General features: G+C 70.2%; 15 protein-coding genes and 1 pseudogene. 12 read left to right on the top strand and 4 right to left on the bottom strand.

The genetic code is table 11. The features are described from left to right. Positions 1-53: 53 nt before the first annotated feature. Both ACIRVH_RS06695 and ACIRVH_RS06690 read left to right on the top strand, forming a co-directional pair. Positions 54-902: a class I SAM-dependent methyltransferase gene (locus ACIRVH_RS06695; RefSeq protein ID WP_403948821.1), complete on the top strand. Its 849-nt coding sequence runs from the start codon at positions 54-56 to the stop codon at positions 900-902. A 32-nt stretch (positions 903-934) separates the two neighbouring features. Then, positions 935-1,273, top strand: coding sequence for a cupin domain-containing protein (locus ACIRVH_RS06690; protein WP_403948818.1), 339 nt, complete (start codon positions 935-937; stop codon positions 1,271-1,273). Between the two features lie 30 nt (positions 1,274-1,303). Here ACIRVH_RS06690 and ACIRVH_RS06685 read toward each other — a convergent pair whose 3' ends face one another. From ACIRVH_RS06685 to ACIRVH_RS06670, 4 genes and pseudogenes are all read right to left on the bottom strand, one after another. Then, entirely contained in the window at positions 1,304-2,632 is a 1,329-nt protein-coding gene (locus ACIRVH_RS06685) for a PP2C family protein-serine/threonine phosphatase (RefSeq protein ID WP_403948815.1), read from the bottom strand. A 271-nt stretch (positions 2,633-2,903) separates the two neighbouring features. Then, positions 2,904-4,112 (bottom strand): globin domain-containing protein, encoded by a 1,209-nt coding sequence (locus ACIRVH_RS06680; protein ID WP_403948813.1) that lies wholly within the window; start codon positions 4,110-4,112, stop codon positions 2,904-2,906. A 234-nt stretch (positions 4,113-4,346) separates the two neighbouring features. Then, complete coding sequence (locus ACIRVH_RS06675) at positions 4,347-4,910, bottom strand: hypothetical protein (protein ID WP_403948810.1); 564 nt, start codon at positions 4,908-4,910, stop codon at positions 4,347-4,349. Positions 4,911-4,913: 3 nt separating this feature from the next. Next, positions 4,914-5,786: pseudogene (locus ACIRVH_RS06670) on the bottom strand (cbb3-type cytochrome c oxidase subunit I); the annotation flags it as partial. A gap of 206 nt (positions 5,787-5,992) precedes the next feature. Between ACIRVH_RS06670 and ACIRVH_RS06665 the strand changes: the two are divergent. The 10 genes from ACIRVH_RS06665 to ACIRVH_RS06620 all read left to right on the top strand — a co-directional run bounded on the left by ACIRVH_RS06665 (position 5,993) and on the right by ACIRVH_RS06620 (position 16,473). Continuing rightward, positions 5,993-6,181, top strand: a complete 189-nt coding sequence (locus ACIRVH_RS06665; protein WP_403948808.1) for a hypothetical protein — start codon at positions 5,993-5,995, stop codon at positions 6,179-6,181. A gap of 224 nt (positions 6,182-6,405) precedes the next feature. Continuing rightward, on the top strand, positions 6,406-7,986 hold the full coding sequence (locus ACIRVH_RS06660) for an alpha/beta hydrolase (RefSeq protein WP_403948806.1): 1,581 nt from the start codon (positions 6,406-6,408) through the stop codon (positions 7,984-7,986). A 295-nt stretch (positions 7,987-8,281) separates the two neighbouring features. Further along, a complete protein-coding gene (gene iolC / locus ACIRVH_RS06655) occupies positions 8,282-9,256 on the top strand; it encodes a 5-dehydro-2-deoxygluconokinase (protein WP_403948803.1) in 975 nt (324 codons plus the stop codon). 4 nt (positions 9,257-9,260) lie between these two features. Further along, a complete protein-coding gene (locus ACIRVH_RS06650; protein WP_403948801.1) occupies positions 9,261-10,133 on the top strand; it encodes an aldolase in 873 nt (290 codons plus the stop codon). Beyond that, positions 10,130-11,002, top strand: coding sequence for a 5-deoxy-glucuronate isomerase (gene iolB, locus ACIRVH_RS06645; RefSeq protein WP_403948798.1), 873 nt, complete (start codon positions 10,130-10,132; stop codon positions 11,000-11,002). The genes ACIRVH_RS06650 and iolB overlap by 4 nt, the downstream gene beginning before the upstream one ends. Next, positions 10,999-12,882: a 3D-(3,5/4)-trihydroxycyclohexane-1,2-dione acylhydrolase (decyclizing) gene (gene iolD / locus ACIRVH_RS06640; protein ID WP_403948795.1), complete on the top strand. Its 1,884-nt coding sequence runs from the start codon at positions 10,999-11,001 to the stop codon at positions 12,880-12,882. The genes iolB and iolD overlap by 4 nt, the downstream gene beginning before the upstream one ends. A 13-nt stretch (positions 12,883-12,895) precedes the next feature. Further along, positions 12,896-14,392, top strand: a complete 1,497-nt coding sequence (locus tag ACIRVH_RS06635; protein ID WP_403948792.1) for a CoA-acylating methylmalonate-semialdehyde dehydrogenase — start codon at positions 12,896-12,898, stop codon at positions 14,390-14,392. Positions 14,393-14,528: 136 nt separating this feature from the next. Beyond that, entirely contained in the window at positions 14,529-15,542 is a 1,014-nt protein-coding gene (locus ACIRVH_RS06630; RefSeq protein WP_403948789.1) for a sugar phosphate isomerase/epimerase family protein, read from the top strand. 47 nt (positions 15,543-15,589) lie between these two features. Next, on the top strand, positions 15,590-16,063 hold the full coding sequence (locus ACIRVH_RS06625; RefSeq protein ID WP_403948788.1) for a MarR family winged helix-turn-helix transcriptional regulator: 474 nt from the start codon (positions 15,590-15,592) through the stop codon (positions 16,061-16,063). Between the two features lie 62 nt (positions 16,064-16,125). Then, positions 16,126-16,473, top strand: coding sequence for a tetratricopeptide repeat protein (locus tag ACIRVH_RS06620; protein WP_403949915.1), 348 nt, complete (start codon positions 16,126-16,128; stop codon positions 16,471-16,473). Positions 16,474-16,596 lie beyond the last annotated feature (123 nt).

The raw sequence follows: 16,596 nt of genomic DNA, 5'->3' as shown, positions 1-16,596 counted from the left end.
AGGCTCCCCTAAGTAGGTACGGAAAGGGCAGGTAGAGAGCGAGGCTTCACTCCATGGCGACGACAGACCGCAACCAGCCACTCCCCCAGGACATGCCGATACCCGGCGAAGGTCTCGACGCCTCCCGCATGCCCGGCCACTGGCTCCTCGCCCGCCTGGGCAAGCGCGTCCTGCGCCCCGGCGGTCTGGAACTGACCCGCTCGATGCTCGACGCACTCGCCATCGGTCCCGACGACCGCGTGGTGGAACTGGCCGCAGGACTCGGGGCGACCGCCCGGCTTGCGCTCGCGCGCACGCCCGCCACCTACACCGCCGTCGACCGCGACGCAGCCGCCGTGACGCGCCTGAGCGCCCTCACGGCTCCCGGACCGACCGAGGTCCGCGCGGTGCGGGCGGATGCGGCGGACACCGGTCTGCCGAGCGGGAGCGCCACCGTCGTGTACGGCGAGGCGATGCTCACCATGCAGCCCGAGCCCGCCAAGCGGCGCGTCGTACGAGAGGCACGCCGTCTCCTCGCCGACTCGTCCGGTCGCTACGCCATCCACGAGATGTGCCTCGTGCCCGACGACATCGATCCGGCCCTCGCCCGGCAGATCGCCGCCGACCTGCACGAGGCTATCCACGTCGGCGCCCGCCCGCTCACCCCGGCCGGCTGGAAGAACCTGCTCGCCGCGGAGGGCTTCACCGTCACCGCCCGCAGAACGGCACCGATGGCACTGCTGGAACCACACCGTGTCATCGCGGACGAAGGACTCATCCGTGCTCTCGGCATCGCCGGCCGCGCCCTGCGGTACCCGGCGGCTCGGCAGCGTGTGCTGCACATGCGCAGCGTCTTCCAACGTCACCGGGACCACCTGGGCGCGATCAGCCTGGTCGCCGTCCCCGACTCGTTCGCCCGGTGACCAGTAAGGAGAGCAAGGGTATGGAAACCCGCATGACCGCCACCCTGATCCAGGATCTGGCCGCCGAACTGCCCCTGTCGGAGGACGGCACCCTCAGCCGCGTCCTGTACCGCGACGACCGGCTGCGCGTGGTCGGCTTCGCGTTCGCGACCGGCCAGGAACTGACCGAGCACACCTCGGCCCTCCCCGTGGTCATCCAGGTCGTCCAGGGCCGCCTCGACCTCGTGCTCGGCGAGGAGAAGGCCGAGGCGACCCCCGGCACCTGGATCCACCTGCCCGCCCGGCTGCCGCACTCCGTCCGCGCCCTTGAGCCCACCGTCATGCTGCTGACCATGCTGCCCGCCCCGGCCGACAGCTCTGCGGACTCCTGACCGTCAGGGCCGGTCGGGTCGGCCGGCCGATCACTGGGCCGGGTCGCCCGGCGTGCGCAGGGCGAGGACGGCGACGTCGTCGTCGAACACCCGGCGACTTCGAGGGACGAGGGCGTCGCACAGGTCGTCCAGCGGTGCCCGGGCCAGGGCGGCGGCCTGCTCGGCCAGATCGCCCAGGCCGGCGTCGATGTCCTGGCCGCGGCGCTCCACCAGCCCGTCGGTGAACAGCAACAGGGTGCTCGCCGGCGGGAGCGGGTGCACGTGGCTGAACCGGGGGACGGACGCGTCGATGCCCACCGGAATCCCGTGCTGGGCGGGCGCCAGGTAGCGGGCGCTGCCGACCGCCCCGATCAGCAGCGGGGGCGGGTGCCCGGCGTTGCTCCAGCTGAAGGTGTGTCCATCAGGGCCGGATTCGATGCGACCGAACACGAGGGTGGCCATGGGCGGGTCCTCGAACATCGTCAGAGCGCGGTCGAGACGCGAAACGGTCGGGCCGGGCGGCTCGCACCGGTCGAAGGCGAGCGCCCGCAGCATGTTGCGCAACTGGCCCATCAGCGGGGCGGCCTCGACGTCGTGGCCGGTCACGTCGCCCACCACCACGCAGGTGGCACCGTCGGGCAGGACCATGGCGTCGTACCAGTCCCCGCCCAGCCTGGGCAGCTCGGAGGCGGGCTCATAGCGCACCGCGGCCTGCAGCGGCGACAGGTCCGGGAGGACGGGCAGCATGCGACGCTGGAAGTGTTCGGCGGCGCGTTTGAGGTGCTCGTACAGGCGGGCGTTTTCGATACTGATGCTCGCGGCACTGGCCAGCGTCGTCAGCAGGTTCTCGTCGTCATCGTCGAAGGGCGTGCCGTCCGTCTTGTCGGCGAGGTAGAGGTCGCCGTAGACGGTCCCGCGCACCGTCAGCGGTACGCCCAGCAGGGTGCGCATGACCGGGTGCCCGGCCGGGAATCCGGCGGAACGAGGGTGTGCTGCCACGTCCGACACCCGCAACGGCCTGCGGTCGGCCACCAGTGTGTGCAGCAAGCCGTGCCCCTGCGGCAGGCCCATGGCGGCGCACAGGTGCGGGTCGTCGATGCCCACGGTGATCAGGTCGGTGACGGCGCCGTCGTCCCCGAGCACGCCGAGTGCTCCGTAGCGCGCGCCGACGAGGTCGGTGGCCGCTTCCACGATGCGGTGCAGCACGGCACGGATGTCCATGTCGGCGCTGATCGCCGCGACCGCGCCCAGCAGCCGCCGCAGTCGCTGTGGACCGAGAACGAACGGCGACGCCGGCGCGGCCCCTTGCTGCGGCTCGTCGGCCGGTACGGCGCCGAACGGCGGGCTGTCGTAGGACCGCTGCCACGGATCGTGCGCCATGGTGCTTCCTCCCGACGCCTCCCGGCGCCGTCATCACCTCGCCCTGCCCTGTCACCCTACGGGCTCGGCCGACCGAACGCAGGGCCCCACGACACGGGGCGATCGGCAGGCCTTCGGCACCAGTTTTTACCCATCCCCAGGCAATGACTACTGCGGCATCCGCACAGCCCGGCCGGAGCCCTTCGCCGATGTCTCTCTGTGCCTGGCCCACCTCACACCCGTGGAACAGCACCAGCCGAGCCACACCGCCTGACGGGTGGGGGCGAGGGTCTCAGCCTTCGGCGGCGTGAGCCAGCCACAGGTCCGGGCCGAAGACCTCGTAGCGGATGTTGCGGGCGGGGATGCCGGCCTGGAGCAGCTGGGTGCGGACGGCACGCATGAAGGGCAGCGAGCCGCACAGGTAGACGTCGGCGTCGGTGGGCAGCCCCAGGCCGTCGAGGTCCATCAGTCCCGTGCGGGACCCCGGTTCCTCGGCCGCATCCTCTTCGTACCAGAACTCGGCCCTGGCGTCGGGCAGTTGCTCCACCAGGCGTCGGGTCTCCGCGCGCAGGGCGTGGTCGGCCGGGGTGCGGTCGGCGTGCAGGACCCGGACCGGCCGGGACGAACCGGTGGCAACGAGGTGTTCGAGCATTCCGGCCATCGGGGTGCAGCCGATGCCGGCGGAAACCAGCACGAGCGGGGTGTCGGCGTCGTCGAGGACCACGTCTCCGAACGGGGCCGACAGGGTCAGCTCGTCGCCGGCCCGTACCGTGCGGTGCAGTTGGTTGGAGACCTCGCCCTCGGGGGCGTCTGCGACGCTCGCCGCCCGTTTGACGGTGATGCGCCGCAGGCGGTCGCCGGGCGCGTTGGACAGGCTGTACTGGCGGGTCTGGTGGATGCCGTCGGGCATGAGCACCCGGACGCTGACGTACTGCCCGGCACAGGCCCGGGGCAGGGGGCCGTCGTCGGCCGGGCGCAGCAGGAAGGAGACCACGTCCGGGGTTTCCTCGCGCCGCTCCACGACGGTCCACCGCCGCCACGGCCTGCACGGGTCGACCTCTGCCTCTTGGTAGAGGCGGGCCTCCCGGGCTATGAGGGCGCCGGCCATCAGCCAGTACACCTCGTCCCAGGCGGCCGCGACCTCCGGGGTGACCGCTTCGCCCAGCACGTCTCCGATCGCGCGGAACAGGTACTTGTGGACGATCGTGTACTGGTCCGCGGTGACGCCGAGCGCGGCGTGCTTGTGGGCGATCCGGGCCAGGAGGGCGTCCGGCCGGGCGTCGGGGTCGGCCAGCAGGGCCTGGGCGAAGCCCGCGATGGATCCGGCCAGTGCCCGGCGCTGCTCGCCGCTGGCCTGGTTGCCGCGGTTGAACAAGCCGTCGAGCAGTTGGGGTTGCTCGGCGAACATGGTGCCGTAGAAGCGTGTGGTGATCTCGTCCAGGGCGCCGCCGACGGCGGGCAGGGTGGCGCGAACGACAGCGGCCGACTCGGGCGAAAGCATGGATCTCCTCTGGAGTGTGAGCAGGTGGAGGGACGGCGTTCACCGTCCCAGCCGGGATCCGTCGTGCGGGTCCGACCGGCACATCGATCATCCGGGTGACCCCGTCACCCGGAATAGGGCCGAACCGCCCTGGGGACAGGGCCCGTCGGTCCGCTCGCCGTGCCGGGCACGATGCCTGTCACAGGCATGCGGACCGGTGCGCCCGACGGCGGAACCGCGACCGTCGGTGTGGGGTCACGGACGGCGACCGCTCCCGTCGGCACGATGACGGCGAAACGCCCGCCCGGAGACGGCCGCGACACCGAGAAACAGCGCGACGATCATGGCCGGTACGGCGGCGACCGCCCATCCGGCCATGCAGTGCCCGGGCTGCACGACCACCATGACTGTTGCCGCGATCACGGCGAGAGCCAGCCCGCAGCCGACGAGCAGGGCGACGACGGCCGTTCGGACGGGTTCGGTGTCCGGCGGTTGCTGATCCTTGCGCAACTCCGCCCACTGGCGTGCGGTCTCGCGCGACTCGCGGCGGCGCTGCAGGGACGCCCGGACCCGAAGGCCCAGCGTGACGGCAACGCCGGCCACGGCCGCACCGGAGGGTACCCACCATGCTTCCGAGACGAGCAGCAGTACGGCGACAACCCCGACCGTGGTCCAGCCGCCGAGGCAGGCCGCGGCCGCCCTGCGACGGGACACCGGCCGGTCGGCTCCCGCCCGTAGGTCGGCGAGCGCCGGCAGGTACCAGACGCAGCCTGCCGCGGCCACCGTGGCGGCCCCCAGAGCGAGTACGGCTTGGGCCATGACCTACTGCGCCGCCTCGAGCGCGGCGATCTCAGGGTGGTGCAGGTCGAACGCCGGAGACTCGCTGCGGATGACAGGGAGGGAAACGAAGTTGTGGCGGGGCGGCGGGCAGGAGGTCGCCCACTCCAGCGAACGGCCGTAACCCCACGGGTCGTCGACCTCCACCCGCTCACCGTACTTCGCCGTCTTCCAGACGTTGTAGAAGAACGGCAGGATCGACAGGCCGAGCAGGAACGATCCGATCGTCGAGACGGTGTTGAGAGCCGTGAAACCGTCGGCGGCCAGGTAGTCGGCGTACCGGCGGGGCATGCCCTCGGCGCCCAGCCAGTGCTGCACCAGGAACGTGGTGTGGAAGCCGACCGTGAGGGTCCAGAACGTGATCTTCCCGAGGCGTTCGTCGAGCATCTTGCCGGTGAACTTGGGCCACCAGAAGTGGAATCCGGCGAACATCGCGTACACGACGGTTCCGAAGACCGTGTAGTGGAAGTGCGCCACGACGAAGTACGAGTCGGAGAGATGGAAGTCCATCGGCGGGGAGGCCAGGATCACCCCGGTGAGGCCGCCGAAGAGGAACGTGATCAGGAAGCCGGTGGTCCACAGCATCGGAGTCTCGAAGGACAGCGAGCCCTTCCACATGGTGCCGATCCAGTTGAAGAACTTCACCCCGGTCGGCACCGCGATCAAGAACGTCATGAAGGAGAAGAAGGGCAGCAGCACGCCGCCCGTGACGTACATGTGGTGCGCCCAGACCGTCACCGACAGACCGGCGATGGAGATCGTCGCCGCGATCAGTCCCAGGTATCCGAACATCGGCTTGCGGGCGAAGACCGGGACGACCTCGGAGACGATGCCGAAGAACGGCAGTGCCAGGATGTAGAAAGCGGCCCACCGGCCTTGCCGGTCCGGCCCCGGTCGGAGAGGCGGCAGGCGCCGGGGTCCGCCGACGAAGGTATAGCCGGCTACACCACAGGTCCGGGAGTGCACTCCCTCGTGCCGCGTCACGGCAAGCGGGATCGTTGACTTACGCAAGTTCAGCGACGCCCCGCAGGGGAGTCCGCGTCCGTCCCCGAAAGGAAGCTCCCGTGAAGCAACTGCTCTCCTCCCGCCCGGTCCTGTGGTTCCTGTTGCTGTTCAACCTCGCCGTCGCCGCGGTCGCACCCTTCGCCGTCGACGGCACCCAGGCGGTGATGACCAGCGTCGGCATGGGCGTCGTCTCGCTCGGCGCGGGCACCGCCCTGCTGCGCGGCCGGACACAGCGACAGCACGGCTGACCCTCCGCGAACTCACGGACCGGGGCGCCGGAGCGGAGGCGCCCCGCCGCCACTCCGCCCCTGGCGGCGCGGACGGTGATCAGCCCGTTCGGGTTCTCCTCCGTACGTCTTGTTCTGCGTACTCCGCGAGTTGTAGCAAGACCGCCCTGCAGAGGGATTCGCCGGCCTCCACGGACACGAAATGGTCGTACCTTCCCGGAAGTTGACGGAAAGGAACGACCATCGTGCGGATAGGACGCATTGCGCCCTTGCTCGCCGTGGGGGTCACGGCAACGCTGGTCCCCGCCCTCGCCCCGGCTCAGGCATCCGCGGCGGAACCGCTGAACAGATTCGAGAGCCAGAGGCCCGCGTGGCACAGATGCGACAGGTCGCTGCCCGCTGCGTACCAGTGCGCGACGCTCAAGGTCCCGCTCGACTACAGCCGCCCCGACGGCAAGACGATCAAGCTGGCCGTCTCCCGCATGAAGACCAGCGTCCCGGGCAAGCGGCACGGCGCCCTCCTCCTCAACCCCGGTGGTCCGGGCGGTGAGGGCCTGGACATGCCGGTCATGATGAAGGACGTGATGCCCAAGAAGGTCCGCGAGCAGTACGACCTCATCGGCTTCGACCCGCGCGGCGTGGGTCACAGCAGCCCGGTCACCTGCGGTCTCACGGGCAAGGAGCAGAACACCGAACACCCCTACCATCAGCGGACGTTCAGCCATGACGTCAAGTGGGCCCGGACCGTCGCCGACAAGTGCCGTGCCAGGAACGGTGACAAGCTCCCGTACATCACCACCCGCAACACCGCCCGCGACATGGACGTCATCCGCGGCGTTCTGGGCGAGAAGAAGATCTCTTACCTGGGCTACTCCTACGGCACGTACCTGGGCGCCGTCTACGCGCAGATGTTCCCCGAGCGGACCGATCGCTTCGTGCTGGACAGCGCGGTCGACCCGGCACGGGTCTGGCGGGGCATGATCCAGGTCTGGGCGGAGGGCACGGAGCCGGCGTTCGCCCGCTGGACGAAGTGGACCGCGCAGCACAACCGCACCTACCGGCTCGGCGACACCCCGGCCAAGGTGAAGAAGACCTTCTGGGACCTGGTCGCCCGGGCGGACCGCACGCCCATCGACAACGGTGGCGAGAAGGTCACCGGGGACGACATCCGCGCCTCTCTGCGTCCCACGTTCTTCAGCCCCAAGTACGCGGCCGAGGCGGTCGTCGAGCTCAAGAAGGCCGCCGACGGCCACGCGGTCTCCCACCGTTCCCCCGCGCCGGACGACCAGCGGGCACCGCGCCGGTCCGGGGCCACCGCCGCACAGCCGCCGGCCGACAACGGCGCCGTCGCCTTCTGGACCGTGGTCTGCGGCGACACCGCGGCATGGCCGCGCGACCCCGAGCAGTACCGGCGTGACGCGATCCAGGACAAGGCCAAGTACCCGCTCTACGGCGACTTCGGCTCCAACATCACGCCCTGCGCGTTCTGGGACAAGCCGGTCGAGCCCGTCACCACCGTCGACAACAACGTCGGCATACTCACCGTGCAGAACCAGTGGGACTCCCAGACGCCCCTGGTCAGCGGCCTCGGCATGCACCGCGCCCTGAAGGGCTCGCGGATGGTGTACGTCAAGGGCGGCGAGGGTCACGGCGTCTACGCCAGCGACCCGGGCTCCTGCGCCGAGCGCACCATCAACGCCTACCTGAGCAGCGGAAAGCTGCCGGCACAGGACGTCACCTGCAAGCCGTCCGGTCGACAGAGCCCCGGCGTGAACCAGCGCATCGTCCCGATGCCGCAGAACACACCGCAGGCACCCCGCTTCTGACACGCCTCGCCGAGGCGTGCTGCCACCGCACGGTGCCGGGTGGACCCCGGCACCAAGTGGCACACCTTGACTGCCGGCTGCGCGCCGGGCTCTGCGAGAAGCAGGGCCCGGCGCGCAGCCGTTGGTGGGCGCGACCCACGACCGGCCCGCACCGTGGTCACGTAGCAACATCCTATTGACATGACATTTGATGGACGGCATCGTACTGGCCTTGAGAGCGCGTACTTAAAGCGCTTCAAGCACTCGTCTGCCCCACCGCCTCCGGGGACGGTCGGAGCGAAGGGAAACCAGCCTGATGTCATTCGAAGTGCTGACCATGGGCCGTGTGGGAGTGGATGTGTATCCGCTCCAGACAGGTGTGGGGTTGGCGGAGGTCACGTCGTTCGGGAAGTACCTGGGTGGCAGCCCCACGAACGTGGCAGTGGCCGCCGCGCGGTACGGCCGCAGCTCGGCTGTGATCACGAAGACGGGGCGGGATCCGTTCGGTGCGTTCGTGCGGTCGGCGCTGGAGGGTTACGGCGTGGACGGCCGGTTCGTCGGTACGTCTGGGGTTGCGCCGACGCCTGTGACGTTCTGTGAGATCTTCCCGCCGGATGACTTTCCGTTGTACTTCTATCGGCTGCCCAAGGCGCCTGACCTGGACATTCAGCCGGGTGAGCTGGATCTGGAGGCGGTGCGGGGCGCGGGGATCTTCTGGATCACCGGGACGGGTCTGAGCGAGGAGCCGAGTCGTTCGGCGACCCTGGCCGCGCTCGCGCATCGGGCCGGGGCCGGGACGACGGTCTTCGACCTCGACTGGCGGCCGATGTTCTGGAAGGACCCGGCCGAGGCTCGTTCGTCCTACGCGGAGGCGCTGCGGCACACGACGGTCGCGGTCGGCAACCTCGACGAGTGCGAGGTGGCGACCGGCGAGCGTGAGCCGTACGCGGCGGCGAAGGCGCTGCTCGCCGCAGGGGTGGAGCTGGCCGTCGTGAAGCAGGGCCCGAAGGGTGTCCTTGCGGTGGATCGGGACGGCTCGGCGGTCGAGATCGCGCCGGTGCCGGTGGACGTGGTGAACGGCCTGGGTGCCGGTGACGCGTTCGGGGGCGCGCTGTGTCACGGGCTGCTGTCCGGCTGGGACACCCGCCGCACGGTCTCCTTCGCGAATGCCGCCGGCGCCATCGTCGCAGGCCGGCTGTCCTGCTCCGACGCCATGCCGACCGAGGCCGAGGTCGACGCCAAGCTCCGCGAGGCATCCCTCGTCCGCACCTCCACCGAACGAAAGGCGTGACGACGTGTCGTCCGACATCGCGAGCCGCATCATGTCCGCCCGGGTCACTGACCCCGGCGCCATAGCGGCAGCGGCCGCTCGCCGCGTCCGAGCGACCTCGCTGCTGGGTGAGCACGGCAAGGCGATGATCATCGCTGCGGACCATCCGGCGCGGGGTGCCAACGGCGTGGGCGACGACCCCACGGCCATGGCAGACCGCTTCGAGCTGCTGGAGCGGCTGTGCACCGCCCTGGAGCGCCCGGGGGTGACCGGGGTGCTGGGCACCGCCGACATCCTGGAGGACCTGCTGCTCCTCGGCGTCCTCGACAGCAAGAGCGTGTTCGGCTCGATGAACCGGGCCGGCCTCGCGGGTTCGGTGTTCGAGATCGACGACCGGTTCACCGGCTACGACGCCGAGACCATCGCCGCCATGGGCTTCGACGGCGGCAAGATGCTCACCCGTATCGCCCTGGACGATCCGGCCACTCCGTCCGCCCTGATGGACACCGCCCGCGCGGTGAATGAACTCAACGACCATCAACTCGTTGCCATGGTCGAGCCGTTCATCTCGTTCTGGCAGGACGGGAAGATCCGTAACGACCTCTCCCCCGAGGCCGTCGTCAAGTCGGTCACGATCGCGTCGGGGCTGGGCCGGCGTACCGCCTACACCTGGCTGAAGCTGCCTGTCGTCGACGACATGGAGCGCGTGCTCGCCTCCTCCACGCTGCCCACGCTGCTGCTCGGCGGCGAGGTCACCGACCCCGACACGGCCTTCGCCTCCTGGGGCCGCGCACTCAAGCTCCCCACCGCGCAGGGCCTGGTCGTCGGCCGCTCCCTGCTCTACCCCTCCGACGGCGATGTCGCCGGTGCCGTGGACCGGGCGGTGAGCCTGCTGTGACGAGCACGAGCAAGTACCACCTGCCGAAGGGAACTTCGGCCGACGGACCCTACGACCTCCTGGTCACGCCCAAGTCGGCGGGCTGGGGATACTCCGGCCTCAGGATCCTCACCCTGAAGCCGGGCGAGGCGCACACCCTGTCCACCGGCGACTCGGAGTTCCTGGTGCTGCCGCTGACGGGCGCGTGCACCGTCACCACGGACGGCCGCGGCTTCGAACTCCGGGGCCGTGGCAGCGTGTTCGCCTCGGCCTCCGACTTCGCGTATCTGCCGCGGGAGTCGGAGGCCCTCATCAGCAGCGTGTCCGGCGGGACGTTCGCGCTGCCCTCCGCCCGTACCGAGCGAGGTGGCCTCCCCGCTCGGTACGGGCCCAAGGAGGACGTCCCCGTCGAACTCCGGGGGGCCGGGGCCTGTTCCCGGCAGGTCAACAACTACTGCCTGCCCGGCACCTTCGACGCCGAACAACTGCTGGTGTGCGAAGTGCTGACCCCCGGCGGCAACTGGTCCTCCTATCCGCCCCACAAGCACGACGAGGCACGGCCGGGCGTCGAGTCGGAGCTGGAGGAGATCTACTACTTCCAGATCGCCGGCGAGAACGGCTTCGGCTACCAGCGTGTCCACGGCACCCCGGACCGCCCGATCGACGTGCTCGCCGAGGTGCGCGCAGGCGACACGGTGCTGATCCCGCACGGCTGGCACGGCCCCTCGATCGCCGCACCCGGCTACGACCTCTACTACCTCAACGTCATGGCCGGCCCCGGCCACGACCGCGCATGGCTGATCTGCGACGACCCCGCCCACGGCTGGGTGCGATCGACCTGGACCTCCCAGGACATCGACGACCGGCTGCCCTTCGGAGAGAACGAATGAACACCGTACGACTGACCACGGCCCAGGCTCTCGTCCGCTTCCTGGCCAACCAGTACAGCGAGCGGGACGGGCAGGAGCAGCGGCTGATCCCCGGTGTGTGGGGGATCTTCGGGCACGGCAACGTCGCCGGGATCGGGCAGGCGCTCCTTCAGGCGGCCGTCACGCAAGAAGCGGATCTTCCCTACTACCTGGCCCGCAACGAGCAGGGCATGGTGCACGCCTCGGTGGCGTACGCGAAGATGCGCGACCGGCTGGCGACCTTCGCCTGCACCGCCTCCACCGGCCCGGGCTCCACCAACATGATCACGGGTGCGGCCCTCGCGACGACCAACCGCATCCCGGTCCTGCTGCTGCCGTCCGACATGTTCGCCACCCGCTCCGCCGACCCGGTCCTGCAGCAGCTGGAGGACACCCGAGGCGGGGACGTCACCGTCAACGACGCCTTCCGCGCCGTGTCCAAGTACTTCGACCGCATCTCCCGCCCCGAGCAGCTCATCCCGGCCGCACTGGCCGCGATGCGTGTCCTCACCGACCCGGTCGAGACCGGCGCGGTGACGTTGGCCCTGCCGCAGGACGTGCAGGCCGAGGCCCACGACTGGCCGCTCTCCTTCTTCCGGCGCCGGGTCTGGCACGTAGGCCGCCCGGTGCCGGAACCCAGCGCCGTCGAGCGAGCCGCGCGGCTGCTGCGCAACGCCGAGAGGCCGCTCATCGTCGCGGGCGGTGGCGCCGTGTACTCCGGTGCCGAGACCGAATTGCGGGCGTTCGCCGAGGCCACGGGCATCCCGGTCGCCGACACACACGCCGGCAAGGGCGCGGTGCCGTGGGACCACCCCTACGCCGTCGGCGGCATCGGCTCCACGGGCTCGTACGCGGCGAACGAACTGGCCCGCGAGGCCGACGTCGTCCTCGGCATCGGCACCCGCTACAGCGACTTCACCACTGCCAGCCGCACCGTCTTCGCCCACCCCGACGTCACCTTCGTCAACCTCAACGTCACCCGTCTCGACGCCGTCAAGCACTCCGCCGAACCGCTGGTCGCCGACGCCCGCCTCGGCATCCAGGCCCTCGCGGGGGCGCTGGCGGACTGGGAGGTCTCCACGGACCACCGGACTCACACCCGCCGGCTCATCGCCCGCACACGGGAGATCGAGGACGAGTGCTTCGCTCCGGACCGCAGTACCGGTGAACTGCCCGCTCAGACCCAGATCCTCGGCGCGCTGGGCGGCGTACTCGGCGACCGTGACGTCGTGATCAACGCGGCCGGCTCCATGCCCGGCGATCTGCAACAGTTGTGGCGAGCCCGCGACCCGAAGGCCTACCACGTCGAATACGCCTACTCCTGCATGGGCTACGAGGTGGCCGCCGGTGTCGGCGCCAAAATGGCCGATCCCTCCCGTGAGGTCGTCGTCCTGGTCGGCGACGGCTCCTATCTCATGATGGCCCAGGAGATCGTCACGATGGTCTCCGAAGGACTCAAGGTCATCATCGTCCTCGTCCAGAACCACGGCTTCGCCTCCATCGGCGCCCTCTCCGAATCACTCGGCTCCCAGCGCTTCGGCACCAAATACCGCTACCGCGACGACGACTCGGGCCTCCTCGACGGCAGCGTCCTCCCCATCGACCTCGCCGCCAACGCCGCCAGCCTGGGCGCGGACGTCCTGCACGCCACCGGCGTCGAGGAGTTCCGCTCGGCGATGGAGAAGGCGAAGGCCGCCGACCGGACCACCGTCGTCCACGTCGAGACCGACCTCTACGGACCCAACCCGCCCGCGCACGGCTGGTGGGACGTCCCCGTCAGCGAAGTCTCCGCCCTCGACACCACTCGCGCCGCGTACGACATCTACGCGGCCCACAAGCAGACCCAGCGCCACTACCTGTAAGGAACCCGCTCCCGTGAACACCATTCCCCACTGGATCAGCGGCTCCCCCACCCAGGGCTCCGCCACCGCCACGCAGCCGGTCTTCAACCCCGCCACGGGGCAGGAGCAGGCCCGGGTCGTGCTCGGGGGCGCAGCCGACGTGGACGCCGCCGTCCAGGCCGCCACCGCCGCCTTCGCGGCCTGGTCGGAATCCTCGCTGACCCGGCGCACCCAGGTGATGTTCGCCTTCCGTCAACTCCTCGTGGAGCACGAGGAGGAGCTGGCCCGGATCATCTCCGCCGAGCACGGCAAGACCGTCGACGACGCACGCGGCGAAATCGTCCGCGGCCGCGAAGTCGTCGAATTCGCCTGCGGTCTCGGCGACGTGCTGAAGGGATCCTTCTCCGACCAGGTCTCCCGCGGCATCGACGTCCACAACTTCCGCCAGCCGCTCGGCGTCGTCGCCGGCATCACACCCTTCAACTTCCCGGCCATGGTGCCACTGTGGATGCACCCCATCGCCATCGCCACGGGCAACACCTTCATCCTGAAGCCCAGCGAACGCGATCCCTCCGCCGCCAACTTCGTCGCCGAGCTGTACAAGCGGGCCGGGCTGCCGGACGGCGTCTTCAACGTCATCCATGGCGGCAAGGATGCCGTGGACGCGATCCTGACGCACGCCGGCATCGAAGCGGTCTCCTTCGTCGGTTCCACGCCGATCGCCAAGTACGTCCATGAGAAGGGGACTTCTTCGGGCAAGCGCGTCCAGGCCCTCGGCGGCGCCAAGAACCACGCCGTCGTCCTCCCCGACGCCGACCTGGAATTCGCCGCCGACCACATCACCGCAGGCGCCTACGGTTCGGCAGGCGAGCGCTGCATGGCCGTCTCCGTAGCCGTGGCCGTGGGTGACGCGGCCGACGGACTGGTGGCGGTGCTGGAGCGCAAGGCCCGCGAGGTGAAGGTCGGCCCGGGCAACGCGCCCGGCACCGACATGGGCCCCCTGGTCACCAAGGCCGCGCGGGAACGCGTCGAGAACGCCGTCGGTACCGCCGCAGCCCAAGGCGCGACAGTCGTCGTGGACGGCCGCGGCCTGAAGATCGACGGGTACGAGGAAGGCTTCTTCACGGGCCCCTCCCTCCTCGACCACGTCACAGCGGAGATGGACGCCTACCAGGAAGAACTCTTCGGTCCCGTCCTCGCCGTCATCCGCGTCGACACGCTGGACGAGGCCATCGCGCTGATCAACGCCAACCCCTACGGCAACGGCACCGCCCTCTTCACCGCCTCCGGCGAAGCCGCCCGCCGATTCCAGCGCAACGTCAAGATCGGCATGATCGGCATCAACGTCCCCGTCCCGGTCCCGATGTCCTACTACTCCTTCGGCGGCTGGAAGGACTCCCTCATCGGCGACTCCCCCGTCCACGGCCCCGAAGGCATCCGCTTCTACACCCGCCCCAAGGTCGTCACCACCCGCTGGCCCCAGCAGACACAGCAGATCACCGCAGGCTTCACCTTCCCCACCTCCAGCTGACGATCCGGCAGCAGGTGCGGGAGGCCCGCTCGGACCGGTCCAGCACTTCAACGGCCACGGTGACCCCCCTCTTCCTGCCCACCCCGCACCGCACACCAGGACCCGTACCGTCGAGAAGTGGCCGAGGAACGACACGATGAGGCTCGGACTCCACAACGCGGTCCTGCACGACCGGCCGTTGCCGGAAGCGATCGAAGTCGTCGCCGGTCTGGGCCTGACCGGCATCGAGATCAACACCGGTGGCTTCCTGCCCGCCGTCCATGTCCCGGCCTTCGACGACATCCTCGTCAGCGACGCCGCCCGGGACGACTTCCTGGGCCTCTTCGAGGGCACCGGCGTCTCCGTCGCGGGCCTGAACGCCAACGGCAACCCGCTGCACCCGAACCCACGGATCGGCGCGAAACACGCCGAGGACATCCGCCGCTCCATCCGCCTGGCCGAGCGGCTCGGACAGCACCGCGTAGTGACCATGTCGGGCCTGCCCGGCGGCGAACCGGGCGCGTCCCGCCCGAACTGGATCGTGAACGCGTGGAACTCCGCGGCCCTGGACGTGCTCGACCACCAGTGGAGGATCGTCGCGGACTTCTGGCGCGAGACCGACCGCCTCGCCCGTGACCACGACGTCAAGATCGCCCTCGAACTGCACCCGCAGAATGTCGTGTTCAACTGCGCCGACGTGCACCGGCTCATCGACCTCACCGGGGCCACCCACGTGGGCGTCGAACTGGACGCCTCGCATCTGTTCTGGCAGCAGATGGACCCCGTCGAGGTCGTCCGCCACCTGGGCGAGCTGGTCTTCCACGCGGCCGCCAAGGACGTCCGGATCAATCGCGCACACGTCGTCCTCAACGGCGTGCTCGACAACAGCTTCCGCCGCCTGTCGCCCGACGAGCCGCGCACCGACCTCGGCGGCGACGAGTGGGCCAACGAGTGGCCCAAGGGGTCCTTCTGGGACTTCGTCGCGCTCGGCAAGGGCCATGACGTCGCCTACTGGACCGAGTTCCTGCGCGCCCTCCACGAGGTCGACCCGGACATGCTGGTCAACATCGAGCACGAGGACACCGAGCCGGGACCCGTCGAGGGCGTCGCCGTGGCCGCCGAAGTGCTCAAGGCCGCCGACGCGGCACTGCAGGGGTCGCTGCGGTCGTGACCGGGCGCTTCACAGGAGCGCCATAGTAGCCATGTACGGTATCCGTCATGAGCGAGACATCCGAAGGGGCCACCCCGGGATTCCTGGTGTGGCGGCTGTCGATGAAGTGGCGGGTGGCCGTCGACCGGGCGGTGGCCCCGCTGGGCCTCACCCACGCCCAGTACTCCCTGGTGGCGTCGCTGTACGGCATGCAGCGCTCCGGCGAGCGGCCCAGCCAGCGGCGCCTCGCCGACCACACCGGCCTGGAACCGCTGTACGTCTCCAAGCTCGCCCGCAGCCTGGAGTCCGCCGGGCTGCTGGAGCGCACCAAGGACCCGCGCGACCCGCGCGCGGTGCAGCTCGCGCTCACCGAGGAGGGTCTCGAGACCACCCGGCGGGCGATCGACGTCGTCCACGGCCTGCTGACCCAGCTGCTGGAGCCGCTCGGCGGGCTGGACGGCGCCCGGACCCGGGAACTGACCCGCGATCTGGCCACCCTGCTCGACACTCCTCTGGACCCGACGGCCACCGTCCCGCAGTAATGGAATATTGAACTACCGCGTTCCGTTGTGGCCGTCGAAGGAGGTCACGAGTGGAGACGCAAGTGGAGACCACGTACTACGACCACGGCACCCCCGCCGAGCGCTGGGAGCGCGCGCAGCAGTTCTTCGCCGCCCAGGACTACGCGGGCGCCGCACGGGTGCTGGCAGGCCTGGTCGAGGAGGCGCCGGAGCAGACCGGCCCCCGGCTGCTGCTGGCCCGCGCCTACTACCACTCGGCCCAACTGCGCCGCGCGGAGGCCGAGTTGCGGCTCATCGTGGAGCGCGACCCGGTGGAGCACTACGCCCGGCTGATGCTGGGCCGCACGCTCCAGCGGCAGGCGCGGCACGACGAGGCGGACCAGCACCTGCGGATCGCCTCGGCACTCGCGGGAGACTTCCCGGAGGACTGACACGACGCACGAAGGGCCCGGTTCCCTCCTTGAGTTCTAGCGGTCGTCGCAACATCCCAGTTCAAGGGGTGCGATGGACTTCGAGGTCCGAGGAGACCGGAAGCCGCAGGGAGCCAGGAAGCT

Origin of the sequence: Streptomyces sp. NPDC101165 (assembly GCF_044768135.1) — a bacterium.
Lineage (GTDB): Bacteria > Actinomycetota > Actinomycetes > Streptomycetales > Streptomycetaceae > Streptomyces.
Note: the sequence above shows the minus strand (reverse complement) of the source record. Positions and strands in the feature narration are given on the sequence as shown.

Excerpts from the sequence above, each read along its gene's own strand:
- ACIRVH_RS06685 (WP_403948815.1), bottom strand. The coding sequence starts at position 2,632 with ATGGCGCACGATCCGTGGCAGCGGTCCTACGACAGCCCGCCGTTCGGC.
- iolC (WP_403948803.1), top strand. The coding sequence starts at position 8,282 with ATGTCATTCGAAGTGCTGACCATGGGCCGTGTGGGAGTGGATGTGTAT.
- ACIRVH_RS06690 (WP_403948818.1), top strand. The coding sequence starts at position 935 with ATGACCGCCACCCTGATCCAGGATCTGGCCGCCGAACTGCCCCTGTCG.
- ACIRVH_RS06630 (WP_403948789.1), top strand. The coding sequence starts at position 14,529 with ATGAGGCTCGGACTCCACAACGCGGTCCTGCACGACCGGCCGTTGCCG.
- ACIRVH_RS06675 (WP_403948810.1), bottom strand. The coding sequence starts at position 4,910 with ATGGCCCAAGCCGTACTCGCTCTGGGGGCCGCCACGGTGGCCGCGGCA.
- ACIRVH_RS06625 (WP_403948788.1), top strand. The coding sequence starts at position 15,590 with ATGAGCGAGACATCCGAAGGGGCCACCCCGGGATTCCTGGTGTGGCGG.
- ACIRVH_RS06680 (WP_403948813.1), bottom strand. The coding sequence starts at position 4,112 with ATGCTTTCGCCCGAGTCGGCCGCTGTCGTTCGCGCCACCCTGCCCGCC.
- iolD (WP_403948795.1), top strand. The coding sequence starts at position 10,999 with ATGAACACCGTACGACTGACCACGGCCCAGGCTCTCGTCCGCTTCCTG.
- ACIRVH_RS06695 (WP_403948821.1), top strand. The coding sequence starts at position 54 with ATGGCGACGACAGACCGCAACCAGCCACTCCCCCAGGACATGCCGATA.